Source organism: Variovorax sp. 05T418, from assembly GCF_056396385.1.
This window is the reverse complement of sequence record NZ_JBFTLJ010000004.1, coordinates 380,205-398,466: the sequence shown is the minus strand read 5'-3', so window position 1 is coordinate 398,466 and position 18,262 is coordinate 380,205. Positions and strand designations below refer to the sequence as shown.

The following is an 18,262-nucleotide window of genomic DNA, read 5'->3' as shown; positions in this document are numbered from 1 at the left end:
CTGCCTAGTCGCCGATCCCGGTGCTCCCGATCTCCGACGACAGCGGCGGCGCCACTTCCTCGAGCGGCTTGCACTCCGCATCGGCCGCATAGCGCAGCGCGAGCAGTCCCGCAACGATGACCAGCGTGGCGCCGATCGCGTAGCCCACCATCACCGCGCCGCGGCTGCCGGTCTCGATCAGCACGCCGAACAGCACCGGCGCCACGAAGCCGCCCGCGCCCATGCCGATGGCGTAGAAGATCGCGATGGCCATGGCGCGCATCTCGAGCGGGAACACTTCGCTGACCGTGAGGTAGGCCGAGCTCGCCGCGGCCGAGGCCAGGAAGAACACCGCCGACCAGCACAGCGCCTGGCTGCGCGCATCGAGCCAGCCCATCATGAAGGCCCAGCCGGTGAACGCGAGCCCGACGCCCGCGAGCACGTAGGTCAGCGCGATCATCTTGCGCCGCCCCACGCTGTCGAACAGCGGGCCCAGCAGCAGCGGCCCGAGCACATTGCCAAGCGCGAACGGAAAGATGTAGAGCGCCACGTTGTCCTCGGCCACGCCGTAGAAGCGCGTGAGCACCAGCGCATAGGTGAAGAAGATCGCGTTGTAGAAGAAGGCCTGCGAAACCATCAGCGCCACCGCGACCACGCTGCGCGCGCGGTAGCGGCGCAGCAGCACGTGCGCCACCTCGCGCATCGACGGGCTGCGGTGGTGCCCGCCGCCATAGGCCACGCGGCCCTCGGCCAGCGCCAGCGGGCCGTGCTGCGCGCGGACCTCGGCCTCGATGGTCTCGACGATGCGCAGCGCCTCGTCGGCGCGGCCATGCGCCATCAGCCAGCGCGGGCTTTCGGGCACGTGGCGCCGCACCAGCAGGATGGCCACCGCCAGCACCGCGCCCAGCGCGAAACCCGCGCGCCAGCCCCACACCGGACCGATCACGCGCGGGTCGAGCAGTACCAGGCTGAGCCCGGCCCCCAGCGCCGCGCCGATCCAGAAGCTGCCGTTGATCGCGAGGTTGACGCGGCCGCGCACGCGCGCCGGAATGAGCTCGTCGATGGCGGAATTGATGGCTGCATATTCGCCGCCGATGCCCAGGCCCGTGATGAAGCGGCACAGCGCAAAGAAGGCGAAGTCCGGCGAGAACGCGGTGGCCAGCGTGCCCAGGGTGTAGACCACCAGCGTGACCAGGAACAGCTTCTTGCGCCCGAGCCGGTCGGTCAGGCGGCCGAAGAGCAGGGCGCCGATCACCGCGCCCGCGATGTAGATCGAGCCCGACCAGCCGATCTCGCCGGCGCTGAGCCCGAGTGTGTCGGGCCGCTCGAGCACGGCGCCGATCGAGCCGACAAGCGTCACCTCGAGGCCGTCGAGCACCCAGGCCACGCCGAGCGCAACCACCACGCGCCAGTGCCAGCGCGACCACGGCAGGCGGTCGAGACGGGCGGGAATGTCGCTATGCACCGCAGCTGTCATGGGTACAACCTTAACCCATGTGCCCGGACCGCCTCTTCAATGCCCGTGAGCCTTCTTCTCGCGCGCGAAGGTCCACCACGGCAGCAGCGCGCGCAGCGACTGCACCTCGCCGCTGGCCGCAGCCTCGTAGCCGGGCAGCGTCTCCAGCAGGTGCTGCCAGCTTGCGCTCTGCAGCACCGCCACCAGCGCCTGCATGGCGGGCTGGTCGAGCGCCGACTTGAGGCAGGCCAGGTGGTAGCGCTCCCGCACCAGCGGCACGAAGTCGAGCCCTTCGGCGTGCGCGGCAGATTCGAGCCCGAGCCCCGCATCGGCCTGTCCGGACGCCACGGCATGCGCGACCGCGGCATGCGAGGTTTCGCAGCGCTCGTAGCCCGCGAGCGCTGAGGCGTCGAGACCGGCTTCTGCCAGCAGTTCGTCCAGCAGCAGGCGCGTGCCGGTGCCGATGGCCCGGTTGACGTAGCGCGCGCGCAGCCGCGCCGCGTCGGCCAGCGAGCGCAGGTTGAGCGGGTTGCCCGGCGCCACGAGCAGGCCCTGCGTGCGCCGCGCGAATCCGATCAGCTTGTGCTGACCCGGCTTGAGCAGCGGCTGGTAGGTGCGCTGCGCCAGCGAGCCGCGCGGCGGGTGCTCCAGCGTATGGAAGCCCGCCATCACGCAGCGGCCCTGGTTGAGCGCGCGGATCGCATCGACGCTGCCGGTGAAGTGGATGTCCAGATGCAGCTGCGCGGTGCCCGCCGCATGCGTGCGCAGCAGCGCGAGCGCGTCGTCGTGGCTGGCTTGCAGGCTCAGCACATGGGTGCGGTCGTCGAAGGCGAGGGCGAAGGCGCGCTCCAGTTCGGCATGCAGCGCCTCGATCTGCGGCGCGAGCCGGGCCTGGGCCTGGCGCTCGGCCCACAGCAGCTTGTCGCCGAATTCGGAAAGCTGCGCGCGCTGGCCCTGCTCGCCCTGTATCAGCGGATGGCCGAGCGCCTGCTCCCAGTGCTTGAGCTCGCCCCACACATGGCGGTAGGACAGGTCGAGCGCGCGCGACGCGGCCGAGATGGAGCCGTGCTCGCGCACCGCCTGCAGGATCTGCATCAGCGGATTGCGGATCTGCCGCGATCCGCTGCGGCGGGGCCGGATCGCGTAGGAAAGGTCGATCTGTTGCACGGGGCTGGCGGGGAAATGGAGGCCGGCTCATTATGCAGAGCCGTCCATTGCCCGCCCGCCCGTGCGTCAGGCCGTTTCTGCGAGCGCGTCGCCCAGCGCGTTGACGAGGCGGTCGATCTCCGCCTTCTCGGAAATGAAGGGCGGCGCGAGCTGGATCGTGTCGCCGCCGTAGCGCACGTAGAAGCCCTTCTTCCAGCAGTTCATCGCGATCTCGTACGGCCGGCGTGCCGGCTCGCCCGGCAGCGCGGCAATCGTCAGGCCCGCGGCCAGGCCGTAGTTGCGGATGTCGGTCACGTGCTTGCTGCCCTTGAGGCTGTGCACCGCGTTCTCGAAGTGCGGCGCGAGCGCCTGCACGCGGCCGATCATGTCTTCCTTCTGCAGCACGTCGAGCGCCGCGATGCCGGCGGCGCAGGCCACCGGGTGCGCGCCGTAGGTGTAGCCGTGCGGGAATTCGAGCATGTAGTCGGGGCCGCCCGCCGCCATGAAGGTGTCGTAGATCTCCTTGCTGGCAATCACCGCGCCCAGCGGCTGCGCGCCGTTGGTCACCTGCTTGGCGATGTTCATGATGTCGGGCGTCACGCCGAAGGCATCGGCACCCGTGAGTGCGCCGCAGCGGCCGAAGCCGGTGATGACCTCGTCGAAGATCAGGAGGATGTTGTTGGCGGTGCAGATGTCGCGCAGGCGCTTCAGGTAGCCCTTGGGCGGAATCACCACGCCGGCCGAACCCGCGAAGGGCTCCACGATCACCGCCGCGATGTTCGAGGCGTCGTGCAGCGCGATCAGGTCGAGCAGGCGGTCGGCCAGCTCGGCGCCGTTCTCGGACATGCCGCGCGTGAAGGCATTGGCCGCGATCTGCGTGTGCGGCAGGTGGTCCGCCTCCACGGCCTGGCCGAACAGCTTGCGGTTGGCCGCGATGCCGCCCACCGAGATGCCGCCGAAGTTGACGCCGTGGTAGCCCTTCTCGCGGCCGATCAGGCGCGTCTTGCTGGCAAGGCCCTTGGTGCGCCAGTAGGCGCGCGCCATCTTGAGCGAAGTGTCGGCCGCTTCGGAGCCCGAGCCGGTGAAGAACACGTAGTCCAGGCCCGCGGGCGTGAGCTCCTTGATCCTGTTGGCCAGCTCGAACGAGAGCGGATGGCCGAACTGGAAGGCGGGCGAGTAGTCGAGCTTGGCGATCTGGCGGCTCACCGCTTCGGTGATTTCAGGGCGGCCGTGGCCCAGGCCCGAGCACCACAGGCCCGAGAGGCCGTCGAAGATCTTGCGGCCGTCGCCATCGGAGAAGTAGGCACCCCTGGCCTCCACGATCATGCGCGGATCGGCCTTGAAGTTGCGGTTGCCGGTGTAGGGCATCCAGTGCGCGTCGAGCCAGGCGGCGTCGGTGCGCAGGGCGGGCGTCGGTTCGATGGCGGGCGTTGCAAGGGTCATGGCGCTTCCCGCGCAAGCGGGCTCCAAAAGGGTGATGAGGTGTGCCGATTGTTGGCAGAGCCTTCAGTGTGGAGAATGGCGCAATATCAATGTTCACTTGACACATCATGCAAGTAAAGGCGAAAGCCCAAAACAGTGCCCGCAATCGCGCCGTGCTGGGGCAGCTCAGCGACATGGACCTGCGCCTGCTCAAGGTGTTCAAGAGCGTGGTCGACTGCGGCGGCATGGCGGCGGCCGAGCTGGAGCTCAACATCGGCACCTCCACCGTGAGCCGGCACGTGAAGGACCTGGAAACGCGGCTCGGCCTGGTGCTGTGCCGGCGCGGCCGCGCGGGCTTTGCGCTCACGGCCGAGGGCCAGCGCGTGTACGACGAGACGCTGCGCCTGCTGGCCTCGGTCGATGCCTTTCGCGGCAGCATCGACGACATCCACAACCGCATGGGCGGCCAGCTCGACGTGGCGCTGTTCGACAAGACGGCGACCAATCCGAAGGCGCGCATCGGCGAAGCCATCGCGCGCTTCACCGAACTGGCGCCGGAGGTGAACCTGGCGGTGCATGTGGGCTCGATCAACGCCATCGAGCAGGGCGTGCTGGAAGGCAATTTCCAGATCGGCATCATCCCGGCGCACCGGGCCTCGAAGAGCCTGGTGTACGCCGACCTGTTCGACGAGACGATGCTGCTTTACTGCGGCAAGGGGCATCTGCTCTTCGAGAGCAACAACGCAAAGCTCACGTGGGCCAGGCTGCGCGAGCATCACTTTGCGGGCCTGGGCTACCACTCGCCCAACATGGAACTGAGCCATCGCGCGAAGCTGTCGCGCAAGGCGACGGGCTTCGACCAGGAAGCGATTGCCACGCTGATTCTTTCGGGGCGCTTTCTCGGTTTTTTGCCTGACCACTACACGCAGGTGTTCGAGGAGCGCGGGCTCATGAAGCCCGTGCTGCCGGCGCGGTTCAACTACGCGTGCCGGTTCGTGAGTTTGCTGCGGCGGTCGCCGAAGCCGTCACGGGCGGTGCTGGCGTTTCAGGAGTGTCTGGAGAAGGCGCACAAGTAACGCTTGTGCGCGAGTTCGGTCTTGCTCCCTCTCCCGCTTGCGGGAGAGGGCCGGGGTGAGGGCTTCGGCAATGGCAAAGGGCGTGCGAGTGTGAAGGCCCGCGGCCCTCACCCTAGCCCTCTCCCCAAGGGGAGAGGGGACAAGAAAAACGGCCTGCTCTCAACCCACCGGTCAACGCTGCCCGCTAGGCAGCAACAGATGCTTCGCCCCGATGTGCGCCTCCATCTCATGCATGTGCGCCTCGGCATCGACCATGTGCTCGGCCATCAGCCGGCGCACCTCGTTCGCATCTTCCCGGCGATAGGCCGCCAGCAGCTGCGTGTGATAGTCGACATTGGCCTCGCCGAAGTGGTGATGGTCCAGCGCCTTCTTGTAGACCACGAGGTCGCGCAGCAGGTCGTTCAGGAAGCGGCACATGAAGGACAGCACCGGATTGGGGCAGGCCTCGGCCAGCATGGTGTGAAACGCGAGCTCGGCCTCGCGCTGCGTGCGCAGCTCGTCCTCGTTGGTGGGCTCCAGCGTGCAAAGGCGCACGTTGGCTTCGAGCCGCTCGAACTGCTCGGGCGTCAGCTTGCCGACCACGCTCACGGCCAGCTCGGGCTCCAGCACCTTGCGCAGCTGGTAGATGTGGTGCCCGTCCAGGTGATGGAAGTGCAGGAAGTTGCGCAGCGGCTCCGACGCATGGTCGACCGAGACCTGCTGCAGGTAGGCGCCGCCGCCCGGCCCGGTGCGGATGGAGACCAGCCCGCGCACCTCCAGCGCCTTCAACGCCTCGCGCACCGTGCTCTTCGAGTAGCCGAAGAGCTCGATCAATTCCTTCTCGTTCGGCAGCCGGTCGCCCGGCTGCTTGCGCTCGGCCACGATCCAGCGCTTGACGTCCTCGACGATGACGTCGGAGAGCTTCTGCCGCTTGGCGCGGGTGTGCCCGAAGGTCATGGCGTCCTGCGTCGGTTTCATGCGTAGAGGGTCGTTTCGGGTGATTTAAGGGCTCTGGAGCAGGTATCGGGCCCGGGCCTTCCCGGATTTTGGCACGGGCATTGCTAGCGGGTTTTTACCAGCATATTAATCATATTTATCCGCTTAAATTCGTTGCCGACTTCAGGCAGCACCTTTCTCTTACCTCCCACCCTCGTCCGGAGAATTCCATGCAACGCAGACACCTTCTTCAGCTCGCCGCCCTGTCGGCCGCTCCCGCTTCCCTGCTGGCTGGCCGCGCCGCCTTCGCCCAGTCGGCCGACGCGATCCGCTTCGGCTGCCCGGTGCCGATGTCGGGCGCCTTCGCGGCCAACGGCAAGTTCGCCGACCTGGGCATGAAGCTGGCCATCGAGCAGTACGGCAGCGTGCTCAAGCGCCCGCTGGCCTATACGGTGCTCGACACCGAAGGCAAGCCGGCCACTGCCGTGCGCAAGGTGCAGGAAGCCTCGCAGCAGCAGGGCGCCAAGTTCTTCGCGGGCGGCATCCTGTCGTCCGAAGCGCTGGCCATGGGCAAGGAGGCCGAGAAGGCCGGCGGCGTCTTCATCACCACCGCGGGTGCCGACGAGATCACGGGCAAGGACTGCAACCCGGCCACCTTCCGCTGGTCGGTGCCCACCTTCGGCGCGATCGAGCAGACGGTGCGCCCGCTGATCGCCAGCATGCCGAAGGCCAAGCGCTGGTACACCATCACGCCGCAGTACGTGTTCGGCGAAGGGCTCCTGGGCGCGGCCAAGAACATCTTCCAGGAGAAGGGCATCGAGCACGTGGGCAACAGCTACCACTCGCTCAACGAGAAGGAATTCAGCGGCTATCTCACCAATGCGATGGCCGCCAAGCCCGACGTGCTGCTGCTCCTGAACTTCGGCGCGCAGTCGTCGGCCGCGCTGCGCCAGGCGGTGAGCTTCGGCATGCACAAGAACATGACGATCCTCATGGCCTGGGCCTCGGGTCTGGAGCAGTTCGACGAGCTCGGCGCCGACCTGTGCGACGGCGTCTACTTTGGCGCGCAGTACTGGCACACGGCCGACACCGCCCTCAACAAGGACTTGGTGAAGCTCACGGCCGACAAGCTCAAGATCGTGCCCAACTACAGCCTCGCGGGCTCGTATGTCTGCACCAAGATCCTGATCGACGGCATCGTCAAGGCGGGCACCGTGGACCAGAAGGCCGTGATCGCGGCGCTCGAAGGCATGAAGTACGAGGGGCTCACGGGCACGGAAGAAATCCGCAAGGCCGACCACCAGGTCATCAAGGACTACTACCTGCTCAAGGGCAAGGCCAAGTCGAAGATGAAGAACCCGGCCGACTATGTGGACGTGGTGAGTTCGGGCAAGTCTTTCCTTGCCATCGACAAGACCGGCTGCAAGCTGGCCTGAGGCCGCAAAGGACACCGACGCGCCCATGACCGTCTACCTGCTCCAGACCATCAACGGAATCGGCATCGGCATGCTGTATTTCCTGCTGGCCGTTGGCTTGTCCATCGTGTTCGGCCTGCTGCGCTTCGTGAACTTTGCGCACGGGGCCTTCTACCTGCTGGGCGCGTACCTGTGCTTCCAGGCCATGCAGTGGGGGCTCGACTTCTGGGCCGCGCTGGTGCTGGTGCCGCTGTTCGTGGGCGCGCTCGGCTGGCTGGCCGAGAAGCTGCTGCTGCGCCGCGTCTATGCCAAGGCGCACGAGTTCCACATTCTCGTGACCGTGGGGCTTGCGCTCGCGGTGCAGGAGATCGTCATCGTGTTCTGGGGGCCGCTGGGCAACAGCGTGGCGACGCCCGACCTGCTGCAGGGCGTGGTGATGTGGGGCAGCTTCATCTATCCCAAGTACCGGCTGTTCGTGATCGGCTTCACCGCCGTGCTCGCGGTGCTCTTGTGGTGGGTGCTCGAAGGCACGCGCCTGGGCAGCGCGGTGCGCGCTGGCAGCGAATCGACCGAGATGGTGTCGCTGCTCGGCATCAACGTGTTCCGCGTGTTCAGCCTGGTGTTCGCGCTGGGTGCGGCCACCGCGGCACTGGCCGGCGTGCTGGCCGCGCCGATCCGGGGCGCGGAGCCCTTCATGGGCGTGGAGGCGCTCAGCGTGGCTTTCGTGGTGGTGGTGATCGGCGGGCTCGGCAGCTTCGGCGGTGCGCTGGTCGGCGGTCTGTTGATCGGCATCGTGCAGAGCCTCATGAGCACCATCTGGCCGCCGGGCGCGAGCCTGATGATCTACGTGGCGATGGGGGCGGTGCTGCTGCTGCGCCCGCATGGCCTGCTCGGCCGCAGAGGATGAACATCGCCATGCCCAAAAAAATCACTTTCCTTTTGGCGCTCGTCGTTGCGCTGGTCCTGCCGCTGGTGCTGCGTTCGGGTTCGCTCGCGAGCGAGGTGCTGATCTACGCGCTGGCGGCCCTGGGCTGCAACCTGCTGCTGGGCTACACGGGACTGCTCTCGTTCGGTCAGGGCATCTTCTTCGGCCTCGGCAGCTACACCATCGCGATCCTGCTCACGCGGCTTTCGCTGCCGATGCCGCTTGCCTTGCTCGCGGCCGTTGCCATGGGCGCATTGGGCGCGGCGGTGGTCGGCTGGGTCGCGATCCGCCAGCGCGGCACCTACTTCGTGATGCTCACGCTGGCCTTCGCGCAGATGTTCTACTTTGTGGCGTACACCGCGTCGGGGCTCACGGGTGGCGACAACGGCCTGCTCGACGTGCCGCGCCCCGCCTTCATGGACACGCCCTGGAAGTACTACGCCTTCGTGGCCGTGATGTTCCTCATCGCCTTCGGCCTGCTGCTGCGCGTGACCGATTCGGTGTTCGGCCGCACGCTGCTGGCCATCCGCGACAACGAGGACCGCGCCGCCGCGGTGGGCTACGACCTCAAGCGCTTCAAGCTGCTGGCCTTCGTGATCTCGGGCGCCGTCACCGGCCTCGCGGGTGGGCTGCACGCGATGATGACCGGCATCGCACCGCTGTCGAATGCCGAGTACCACACGAGCGAGATGATCCTGGTCATCACGGTGATCGGCGGCACCGGCAACCTGTTTGCCTCGGTGCTGGGCTCGGCCTTCTACGTGCTGCTGGCCGACTGGCTCTCCACGCTGTGGCCGCGATGGCTGCTGCTGCTGGGGCTGATGCTGATTGCGGTGAGCATCGGCATGCAGCGCGGCCTCTGGGGCCTGGGCGAAAGCGCATGGCGGCGCGTGTTCCGCAAGGTGCCGGCCGCCGCCAAGGCGCCGGCCGTGCAGGGAGAGCAGGCATGAGCGATATCCTCATCGAAGCCATTGGCGTCACCAAGCACTACGGCAAGTTCGCCGCGCTCGGCGGGGTCGACCTGAAGATCAAGCGCAACACCGTGCACTCGGTGATCGGTCCGAACGGCGCCGGCAAGACCACGCTGTTCCACATGCTCACGGGCACCGGCACCACCACGGGTGGCCGCATCCTGTTCGACGGCCACGACGTGACGCACGAGCCCGACCACAAGCGCGTGCAGCGCGGCATGGCACGCTCGTTCCAGGTGACCAGCCTGTTCGCGAGCCTTTCGGTGCGCGAGAACCTGCGCGTGGCGGCGCAGGGCATCGCGCCGCGCCAGGCCATGAACTGCTGGCGCGCGCCGGTCGGCGAACGCGCCTGCGCCGAGACGGTGGCCGAGGTGCTGGAACGCGTGGGCCTGCAGCGGCTGGCCGACGTGCCCGCGAGCGAGCTGTCGCATGGCCAGCAGCGCCGCCTCGAAGTGGGCATGGCGCTGGCCGCCAAGCCCAAGGCCATCTTCCTGGACGAGCCCACCTCGGGCATGGGCATCGACGACCTCGACGACATGAAGCGGCTGATCCGCGGCCTGCGCGACGCCCACACCGTGGTGCTGATCGAGCACAACATGAACATCGTGATGGACATCTCCGACACCGTGACCGTGATGCAGCTGGGCCGCGTGCTGGCCGAGGGGCTGCCGGGCGACATCCGGGCCGATGCGCGCGTGCGCACGGCCTACCTGGGCAACATGATCACGGGGGGCAAGGTATGAGCGCCGCGAACATCCTCGAAGTCGAGGCGCTGCATGCCCACTACGGCAAGAGCCACGTGCTGCAGGGCGTGTCGATGACGGTCGGCGAGGCCGAACTGGTCACGCTGCTGGGCCGCAACGGCGCAGGCAAGTCGACCACGCTCAAGGGCATTGCCGGTGCGGTCACGCCCACCGGCGGCCGCGTGCGCTTCCGGGGCGCGGACATCGCGGGCCTGCCGCCGCATCGCATTGCTACGCGCGGCGTGTGCCTGGTGCCCGAGCACCGCGGGGTCTTCAAGCTGCTCACGGTGGAAGAAAACCTGCTGCTCGGCCAGCGCCGCGATTCGCCCTGGCAGCTGGACGACATCTACCGCATCTTCCCGCGCCTGAAGGAGCGGCGCCGCAATGGCGGCGGCCAGCTCTCGGGCGGCGAGCAGCAGATGCTGGCCATCGGCCGCGCGCTCATGAACCACCCGCGGCTGTTGATCCTCGACGAGCCGGTCGAAGGCCTCGCGCCGGTGATCGTGGAAGAAATCGTCGCGCAGCTCAAGCTCATCAAGGCGGCCGGCGTGGCCATCCTGCTGGTCGAGCAGAACCTGGAAGTCTGCGTGCAGCTGGCGGACCGCCACTACATCCTGGAGCAAGGCGTGATCGTGCACGAGGCGGGCAACGCCGCCTTCATGGCCGACCACGATGTGAAAGACCGCTATCTGGGCGTGGGCCTTGCTTGAGGCTTCGCGCATCCCTTCTTCTTTTTGCAAAGCCATGAACTCACCCACCCCACTGCGCATCAACGGCGACCGTCTCTGGAGCTCGCTGATGGAACTGGCGAAGCTCGGCGCCACCGAGAAGGGCGGCGTCTGCCGCATCGCGCTGACCGACCTCGACCGCCAGGGCCGCGACCTCTTCACCCGCTGGGCGCGCGAAGCCGGCTGCGAGGTGCGCGTCGACCGGATCGGCAACATCTTTGCGCGCCGCGCCGGCCGCGACAACACGCGTCCGCCGGTGGTCACCGGCAGCCACATCGACACCCAGCCCACGGGCGGCAAGTTCGACGGCAACTATGGCGTGCTGGCCGGGCTGGAGGTGATCCGCAGCCTCAACGATGCGAAGGTCGTGACCGAAGCGCCGCTGGAAATTGCGGTGTGGACCAATGAGGAAGGCTCGCGCTTCGTGCCTGTGATGATGGGCTCGGGCGTGTTCGCCGATGCCTTCACGCTCGAGCATGCCCTCGCGCAGCGCGACAACGACGGCATCAGCGTGGCCGAGGCGCTGGCTTCCATCGGCTATGCGGGCAGCGCGCCGGCTTCGGCCGCGGCGTCGCCCGTGGGCGCGTATTTCGAGGCGCACATCGAGCAGGGACCGGTGCTCGAGGCCAACGAGCGCGTGATCGGCGTGGTCGAGGGCGCGCTCGGCCAGCGCTGGTACGACGTGGTGGTGCAGGGCATGGAAGCGCATGCCGGCCCCACGCCGATGGAGCTGCGCAAGGACGCGCTGCTCGCGGCCTCCGAACTGGTGATCGAGGTCAACCGCATCGCGCTGGCCCATGCGCCGCATGCGCGCGGCACCGTGGGCTGGATCGACAACTATCCGAATTCGCGCAACGTGATCCCGGGCCGCGTGAAGCTCAGCGTCGACCTGCGCGCGGCCGACGACGTGGTGCTGTCGGCCATGGACGCCGAGCTGAAGGAGGCGGTGCAGCGCATCGCCGCCAAGGGCAAGGTCGAGGCCACGGTGGAGCAGGTCGTCTACTTTCCGCCGCAGCCCTTCACGCCTGCGCTGGTGTCGGCCATTCGAGAGGCCGCGCAGCAGCAGGGCATGACCTGGATGAACGTGATCAGCGGCGCGGGCCATGACGCGGTGTACCTCGCGCGCGTGTGCCCCACGGCGATGATCTTCGTGCCCTGTCTCGACGGCATCAGCCACAACGAGATCGAGGATGCGCAGCCCGGCCACCTCGAGGCCGGCTGCAATGTGCTGCTGCAGGCGATGCTGCAAAGCGCGGGAGTGGCGTCGTCATGAAGGTGCTGGTCGCAAGGCTCAACCACGAGACCAACACCTTCTCGCCGGTGCCCACGCCGCTCGCGGCCTTCGGGCCCGACGGCCCCACGTTCGGAGCGCAGGCCTACAGGGACAACAAGGGCATGCGCACGGCGATGTCGGCCTTCATCGACCTGGCCGAGCAGGCCGGCGCCACGCTGGTCACGCCGGTGTCGGCCTCGGCCAATCCGAGCGGGCCGGTCGATGCCGGGGCCTACAGCACGCTCACCCAATGCATCGTCGATGCGGCGCCGGGCTGCGATGCCATCCTGCTCGACCTGCACGGCGCCATGGTGGCGCAGAACAGCGCCGACGGCGAAGGCGACCTGCTCGTGCGGCTGCGTGCCGCGGCGCCCGGCGTGCCCATTGGCGTGGCGCTCGACCTGCATGCCAACGTCACGCCTGCGATGGTCGGCAATGCCGATGTGATCGTCGGCTTCAAGACCTATCCGCACATCGACATGTACGAGACCGGCGCGCATGCCGGCCGCCTGCTGTTCGACCTGCTCGAAGGGCGCAGCAGGCCCGCGATGCGCTGGCATCCGCTGCCGCTGATGGCGCACACGCTGCGCAGCGCCTCGTTCACCGGCGCGATGCAGCGGGCCATCGAGGCAGCGCGCGAAGCCGAAAAATCGGAATCGCTCGCGGTGTCGATCTTTGCGGGCTTCTCGCTGTCGGACATCGAGGCGCCCTGCATGAGCGTGGTGGTGGTCGATGCAGAAGCGCCCGAACGCGCGCAGGCCACGGCCGACCGGATCGCCAGGCAGATGTGGGACGAGCGCGAGGCCTTCATCTACCGCAGCGAGCCGCTGGCCGAGTCGATTGCGCGCGCCAAGGCCATCGCCGAGGGCGCGACGCGCCCGGTGCTGCTGCTCGACCATGGCGACAACTGCATGTCGGGCGGCAGCTGCGACACCATGGACGTGCTGCAGGAGGCGCTGGCGCAGGGGCTCGATGGCATCGGTGTCGGTCCGCTGTGCGATCCGGAGGCCGTGGCCGCGCTGATCGCGGCGGGCGAGGGCGCAGAGGTGACGGTGGCCCTTGGCAACAAGGTGTCGCTCGAAGGCATCGGGCTGTCGAAGAAGCCCATGACGCTGACCGGCACGGTGCGCACCATCGGCAACGGCGAATACGTGATCACCGGCCCCACCTACACCGGCCAGCGCAGCAGCATGGGCCGCACGGTGCTGTTCGACATCGGCGCAGCGCGCATCGTGGTGACCGAGCGCACGCAGGAGCCCTGGGACATCGGCGTCTTCGAATGCGCGGGGCTCGATCCGCGCAGGGAACGTTTCCTGCTGCTCAAGTCGCGCATGTACTGCCGGCCGGTGTTCGAGCCGCTCTCGGCTGCGCTGGTGGAGTGCGACAGCCCGGGCGTGACCAGTTCGGACTACGGCCTGTTCCCTTTTTCCAAGGTGCGCAGGCCGGTCTTTCCGCTCGACCCGATCTGAGCCGGAGGGGGCTGGGCCTACCTATGCAAAATCCTGCATAGGTAATTGGAAGTACACCCCGATACTGCGGCGCTTCCACCCATGAAGCCCACCGCGTGAACACCTTTGCACAGAGCGCCGTCGCGGCCTGGCAACTGCTCGTGTCCGGCGATCCGGTGCTGCTGGCCATCGTCGGACGCTCGCTCGCGGTCAGCGCGAGCGCCTGCGTGCTGGCCTGCGGCCTGGGCCTGCTGCTGGGCGCCTGGCTGGGCGTGGCGCGCTTTCGCGGCCGCGCCGGCTTGCTCACGCTGCTGAACACGCTGCTGGCACTGCCGTCGGTGGTGGTGGGGCTGGTCATCTACCTGCTGCTGTCGCGCTCGGGCCCGCTCGGCTTCCTGGGCTGGCTGTTTTCGTTCAAGGCCATGGTGCTGGCGCAGACGGTGCTGGTGCTGCCGGTGGTGACGGCGCTCACGCGCCAGGCCATCGAGGACGCCGAGCGTGCGCATGGCGAGCAGCTGAGCTCGCTCGGCGCGGGGCCTCTGGCGCGCGCGCTGCTGCTGGTGTGGGACGAGCGCTATGCGCTGCTCACGGTGCTGATCGCCGCGTTCGGCCGCGCGGTATCGGAGGTGGGCGCGGTGATGGTGGTGGGCGGCAACATCGACGGCTTCACGCGCGTGATGACCACCGCCATCGCGCTCGAAACCAGCAAGGGCGACCTGCCGCTGGCGCTGGCCCTGGGCATCGTGCTGCTGGGCGTGGTGCTGGTGCTCAATCTTGCGATTGCCGCCGTGCGGGGCTGGCGCGAGCGGGTCGACGGCGGCGGCGGCGCAGGCGGCATGGCGGCCTGGTGGCGGCCGGAGGCGCGCCCGTGAACGAACACGCGCAGCTCGCGAGCGCGGATGCCACCGTCTTTGCGCTCTACGGCGTCGACGTGCGCCTGGGGCGGGTGGCGGCGCTGCACGGCGCAACCCTGACCATCGCGGCCGGCGAGCGCGTGGCGCTCATCGGCGCCAACGGCAGCGGCAAGACCACGCTGCTGCGGCTGCTGCACGGCCTGGTGCCGCATGCGGCGGGGAGCTTCACCAGCGCCGCGCCGCGCCGGCAGCAGGCCATGCTGTTCCAGCGCCCGCACATGCTGCGCGCCTCGGTGACGGTCAATGTGGCCCTGGCGCTGTGGCTGCGCGGCATGCGCTGGCGCGATGCCCGCCGCGCCGCCATTCCGGCGCTGGCGCGCGTGGGCCTGGAAGACCTGGCCGAGCGCAACGCGCGTGCGCTGTCGGGCGGCCAGCAGCAGCGGGTGGCGCTGGCGCGCGCCTGGGCGCTGCATCCGGCGGTGCTGCTGCTCGACGAGCCCACGGCCAGCCTCGATCCCACTGCCAAGCGCGAGGTCGAGACGCTCATCGCCGAAGCCGCCGCCGGCCGCACGCTGGTGTTCGCGAGCCACAACCTCGGGCAGGTGAAGCGGCTCGCGAGCCGCGTGGTCTATCTCGAGCACGGCCGCGTGCTGGCCGACCTGCCCGTCCACGATTTCTTCCATGGGCCCCTGCCGGAGGAGGCCCGCCTGTTCGTCAAAGGAGAGTTGGCATGAATCCGTTCCTCAAGCAGCACCGCGCAGGCGCGGGCATCCGCGCCTCGCTGGCCGTGGCCGTTTTCTTCCTGGCCGCGGGCGCGGCGCGCGCCGAGACCATCACCATGGCCTCGACCACGTCCACCGAGCAGTCGGGCCTGTTCTCGCACCTGCTGCCGGCTTTCAAGAAGGCGAGCGACATCGACATCAAGGTGGTGGCGGTGGGCACCGGCCAGGCCATCGACATGGCCAAGCGCGGCGATGCCGACGTGCTGTTCGTGCACGACACCGCGGCCGAGGAAAAATTCGTGGCCGAAGGCTTCAGCGCCAAGCGCTACCCTGTGATGTACAACGACTTCGTGCTGGTGGGCCCGCAGGCCGACCCGGTCGGCGCGAAGGGCGGCGACATCGTCGCGGCGCTCAAGAAGATCGCAGCCGCCAATGCGCCTTTTGTGTCGCGCGGCGACAAGAGCGGCACCGACGCGGCCGAGCGCCGCCTCTGGACGCAGACCGGCGTGGCCGAGGCCGGGCAGCCGGTGCCCAACGAGCGCAAGGGCACGGGCTACAAGGAATGCGGCTGCGGCATGGGGCCGGCGCTGAACATCGCGGCCTCGTCCGGCGCCTATGTGCTGGCCGACCGCGGCACCTGGCTCAGCTTCAAGAACCGCGCCGGGCTGGCGGTGCTGGTCGAGGGCGACAAGCGCCTTTTCAACCAATATGGCGTGATGGTCGTGAGCCCGGCGAAATTCCCCTCGCTCAATAGCCGGGGCGCGCAGAAGTTCGTCGACTGGGTGATCTCGCCGGCCGGGCAGCAGACCATCGCAGCCTACAAGATCGGCGGCGAGCAGCTGTTCTTTCCCAACGCGCTGTCGAACTGAGCATCGTCGCATGACCTGCGAGGTCATCGACGCCGCGCGCGCCCGGCGCGACCATTCCTTCACCCCGCGATGTTGCGGGTCGAACCCCCGAAAGGAAATGGTCATCATGAACACCGCCGCACACGACGCCGCCACCATTGCCCAACGCTACATCGCGGCCTGGAACGAAACCGATGCCGCGCGCCGCGCCCAGCTGATCGAAGCCGCCTGGACCGCCGATGCGCACTATGCCGACCCGCTGGCACAGGCCAGCGGCCGCGAGCAGATCGGCGCGCTGATCGGTGCCGTGCACCAGCGCTATCCGGGTTTCCGCTTCAGCCTGTTCGGCACGCCCGAGGCGCACGGCGACAACCTGCGCTTCTCGTGGACCCTGGGCCCGAGCGGGGCCGAAGACCTGATCCAGGGCACCGATTTCGCCCGGCTCGATGGCGGCAGGCTGCAATCGGTGACCGGCTTCCTCGACAAGGTGCCCGTCGGAGCCTGAAGAGAGGCTTCAGTCCGCGGAGCCGGAAGCGCGGCCGCGCCAGAGCTTGCGGTAGACCGTGGCGCGGCTGATGCCCAGCGTGCGTGCGGCTTCGGCCACGTTGCCGCGGGCGTCGGCCACGGCCTTGCGGATCAGCGCGGCTTCCACGTCGCGCAGCCGCGGCCGGGCTTCGGGCACCACAACGGCCGAGCCCTTGCCGCCGCGCTGGGGCCGGACCTGCACGCGCAGGCCGGACCACAGCGGCACCTCGAGCACGGCGTCGCCGCGGCGGGCCGCATCGAACAGCATGTCCAGCGGCATTGCGAACAGGTCGTTGCAGTGCAGCGCATGCGGGCTGCGCGCCAGCGGCTCGTGCAGCATCTGGCGCGCCGCGGCATTGGCACCCGCCACCGTGCCGTCGGCATCGATGCACAGCAGCCCGTCGGTGGCTTCGCCGCGCGGGCAGCCCGGCCACGAGAGGTGCAGCCGCAGCTCGCAGGGCTGGTTCAGCACCAGCATGTTCTCGATGCTGCGCGCCGACAGCGTGGCCAGGTGCCGCAGCTCCGGCCGTTCCACCGCCTGCACGCCGGTCAGGTCGAGCATGCCGATGCAGTCGCCCCGCGGGCCGAAGAGCGGCGCCCCGGCGCAGCTGTAGATGCTGGTGTCCTCGAAGAAGTGCTCGCCGCGGTGCAGCCACACCGACTCCTGCTCGGCCAGCGCGGTGCTGATCGCGCTGGTGCCGACCGCGCGCTCCGACAGGTCGACGCCCACGCGGGCGATGTTGCGGGCGTAGCGGCTGTCGGCCTCGGTGCCGTCGGGCAGCGGGCCCACGTCGACCACGATGCCCTCGGCATCGGTCAGCACGGCGAAATAGCGCGTGTCGGCAATGGCGCGCGACAGCCGCTCGATCACCGGCCGGGCCGCCGACACCAGCGCGCGGTTGCGCTCGGCCGCCTCGCGCTCGGCCGACCTGGCCACCGGCTCGAAGCTGATCCGCTGCTGCGGCTGCCGCCCCGCCGCCAGGCAGCGCTCCCAGGAACGCAGGATCCATGGCTCGATGCGCACCGCACTGCGCGAGCGGGGGGCTTCGCCGTGGATCAGCTCCCGGCGGGCCTGCGCAATGGCGGCGGAGCGTTCGGGCAGGGGCGCAACGAGGGAGGCGGACATCGGGATCGGTTCGCTCGGGTGGGGCGGTTTTTTCAGACTTGCCGGGGCCGCAAGCTGTTTCATTTTGAGAATTTCGTACGCGCTGCGCAAGCGGCAAGGGTTTTGCCTAGGATAGTGCACCGGGCCGGCATCCAAGATGCCTTTCGCTGAACCAGCCATCACCTTCAACGGAGACAGCCAAATGCAGGTAGCTTTCACGGTCAACGGCCGACCGGCCACGGTCGACGCGCCCCCCAATACCTTCCTGGTGCACGCCATCCGCGAGCATCTCCACCTGACCGGCACCCATGTCGGCTGCGACACCGCCCAGTGCGGCGCATGCACCGTCCACATGAACGGGCGCGCGGTGAAGTCGTGCAACATCCTGGTCGGGCAGGCGGCCGGTGCGCAAATCACCACCATCGAGGGCATCGCCCAGCCCGACGGCACCATGCACCCCATGCAGGCGGCCTTCAAGGAATGCCACGGCCTGCAGTGCGGTTTCTGCACCCCGGGCATGGTCATGAGCGCCATCGACCTGTGCACCCACCATCCCAGGTCGAGCGAATCGGAGATCCGCGAACTGCTCGACGGCAACCTGTGCCGCTGCACGGGCTACCAGAACATCGTGAAGGCCGTGCAGATGGGCGGCGAGGCCATGGCCTCGGGCACGCCGGTCAAGACCACCGCCACGGTGTGAAAGGAGCAACA

Annotated in this window: 18 protein-coding genes; 13 read left to right on the top strand and 5 right to left on the bottom strand. The window is 68.6% G+C overall.

Translation table 11 applies throughout. The features are described 5' to 3' along the window. Window positions 1–4: 4 nt before the first annotated feature. From AC1DMS_RS10415 to aptA, 3 genes are all read right to left on the bottom strand, one after another. Window positions 5–1,456: an MFS transporter gene (locus tag AC1DMS_RS10415; RefSeq protein WP_369664291.1), complete on the bottom strand. Its 1,452-nt coding sequence runs from the start codon at window positions 1,454–1,456 to the stop codon at window positions 5–7. A 36-nt stretch (window positions 1,457–1,492) separates the two neighbouring features. Further along, entirely contained in the window at window positions 1,493–2,602 is a 1,110-nt protein-coding gene (locus AC1DMS_RS10410; RefSeq protein ID WP_012746720.1) for a substrate-binding domain-containing protein, read from the bottom strand. Between the two features lie 66 nt (window positions 2,603–2,668). After that, window positions 2,669–4,024: an omega-aminotransferase AptA gene (gene aptA / locus AC1DMS_RS10405; protein ID WP_478180969.1), complete on the bottom strand. Its 1,356-nt coding sequence runs from the start codon at window positions 4,022–4,024 to the stop codon at window positions 2,669–2,671. Between the two features lie 107 nt (window positions 4,025–4,131). Here aptA and AC1DMS_RS10400 point away from each other — a divergent pair, with 107 nt between their 5' ends. After that, window positions 4,132–5,079: a LysR family transcriptional regulator gene (locus tag AC1DMS_RS10400; protein WP_478180968.1), complete on the top strand. Its 948-nt coding sequence runs from the start codon at window positions 4,132–4,134 to the stop codon at window positions 5,077–5,079. 171 nt (window positions 5,080–5,250) lie between these two features. Here the strand turns inward: AC1DMS_RS10400 and AC1DMS_RS10395 are convergent, their stop codons facing one another. Continuing rightward, complete coding sequence (locus AC1DMS_RS10395) at window positions 5,251–6,036, bottom strand: FadR/GntR family transcriptional regulator (protein WP_012746723.1); 786 nt, start codon at window positions 6,034–6,036, stop codon at window positions 5,251–5,253. 188 nt (window positions 6,037–6,224) lie between these two features. On the opposite strand from AC1DMS_RS10395, the gene AC1DMS_RS10390 reads away from it, so the two are divergent. From AC1DMS_RS10390 to AC1DMS_RS10340, 11 genes are all read left to right on the top strand, one after another. Continuing rightward, window positions 6,225–7,430 carry an ABC transporter substrate-binding protein gene (locus tag AC1DMS_RS10390; RefSeq protein ID WP_012746724.1) on the top strand — a complete coding sequence of 402 codons (1,206 nt, stop codon included), beginning with the start codon at window positions 6,225–6,227 and terminating at the stop codon, window positions 7,428–7,430. A 25-nt stretch (window positions 7,431–7,455) separates the two neighbouring features. After that, window positions 7,456–8,316, top strand: a complete 861-nt coding sequence (locus tag AC1DMS_RS10385) for a branched-chain amino acid ABC transporter permease (RefSeq protein ID WP_012746725.1) — start codon at window positions 7,456–7,458, stop codon at window positions 8,314–8,316. An 8-nt stretch (window positions 8,317–8,324) separates the two neighbouring features. Next, window positions 8,325–9,284, top strand: coding sequence for a branched-chain amino acid ABC transporter permease (locus AC1DMS_RS10380; RefSeq protein ID WP_012746726.1), 960 nt, complete (start codon window positions 8,325–8,327; stop codon window positions 9,282–9,284). After that, the gene (locus AC1DMS_RS10375) at window positions 9,281–10,048 is read left to right on the top strand and encodes an ABC transporter ATP-binding protein (protein ID WP_012746727.1); all 768 of its coding nucleotides are present in this window, start codon (window positions 9,281–9,283) and stop codon (window positions 10,046–10,048) included. The genes AC1DMS_RS10380 and AC1DMS_RS10375 overlap by 4 nt, the downstream gene beginning before the upstream one ends. Next, a complete protein-coding gene (locus AC1DMS_RS10370) occupies window positions 10,045–10,758 on the top strand; it encodes an ABC transporter ATP-binding protein (protein WP_012746728.1) in 714 nt (237 codons plus the stop codon). Before AC1DMS_RS10375 ends, AC1DMS_RS10370 begins: the two co-directional genes overlap by 4 nt. 34 nt (window positions 10,759–10,792) lie before the next feature. After that, a complete protein-coding gene (locus AC1DMS_RS10365) occupies window positions 10,793–12,049 on the top strand; it encodes a Zn-dependent hydrolase (protein WP_478180967.1) in 1,257 nt (418 codons plus the stop codon). Continuing rightward, window positions 12,046–13,518 (top strand): M81 family metallopeptidase, encoded by a 1,473-nt coding sequence (locus AC1DMS_RS10360; protein WP_062362474.1) that lies wholly within the window; start codon window positions 12,046–12,048, stop codon window positions 13,516–13,518. Before AC1DMS_RS10365 ends, AC1DMS_RS10360 begins: the two co-directional genes overlap by 4 nt. A 95-nt stretch (window positions 13,519–13,613) precedes the next feature. After that, the gene (locus tag AC1DMS_RS10355; RefSeq protein ID WP_012746731.1) at window positions 13,614–14,369 is read left to right on the top strand and encodes an ABC transporter permease; all 756 of its coding nucleotides are present in this window, start codon (window positions 13,614–13,616) and stop codon (window positions 14,367–14,369) included. Further along, window positions 14,366–15,085, top strand: coding sequence for an ABC transporter ATP-binding protein (locus AC1DMS_RS10350; RefSeq protein WP_012746732.1), 720 nt, complete (start codon window positions 14,366–14,368; stop codon window positions 15,083–15,085). The genes AC1DMS_RS10355 and AC1DMS_RS10350 overlap by 4 nt, the downstream gene beginning before the upstream one ends. Next, window positions 15,082–15,942: an ABC transporter substrate-binding protein gene (locus AC1DMS_RS10345; RefSeq protein ID WP_012746733.1), complete on the top strand. Its 861-nt coding sequence runs from the start codon at window positions 15,082–15,084 to the stop codon at window positions 15,940–15,942. Before AC1DMS_RS10350 ends, AC1DMS_RS10345 begins: the two co-directional genes overlap by 4 nt. Window positions 15,943–16,048: 106 nt before the next feature. Next, window positions 16,049–16,426: a nuclear transport factor 2 family protein gene (locus AC1DMS_RS10340; protein WP_012746734.1), complete on the top strand. Its 378-nt coding sequence runs from the start codon at window positions 16,049–16,051 to the stop codon at window positions 16,424–16,426. A 9-nt stretch (window positions 16,427–16,435) separates the two neighbouring features. Here the strand turns inward: AC1DMS_RS10340 and AC1DMS_RS10335 are convergent, their stop codons facing one another. Continuing rightward, window positions 16,436–17,572, bottom strand: coding sequence for a helix-turn-helix domain-containing protein (locus tag AC1DMS_RS10335; RefSeq protein WP_369664292.1), 1,137 nt, complete (start codon window positions 17,570–17,572; stop codon window positions 16,436–16,438). A gap of 181 nt (window positions 17,573–17,753) precedes the next feature. On the opposite strand from AC1DMS_RS10335, the gene AC1DMS_RS10330 reads away from it, so the two are divergent. Then, window positions 17,754–18,251: a (2Fe-2S)-binding protein gene (locus AC1DMS_RS10330; RefSeq protein WP_012746736.1), complete on the top strand. Its 498-nt coding sequence runs from the start codon at window positions 17,754–17,756 to the stop codon at window positions 18,249–18,251. The last annotated feature ends 11 nt before the right edge of the window (window positions 18,252–18,262 follow it).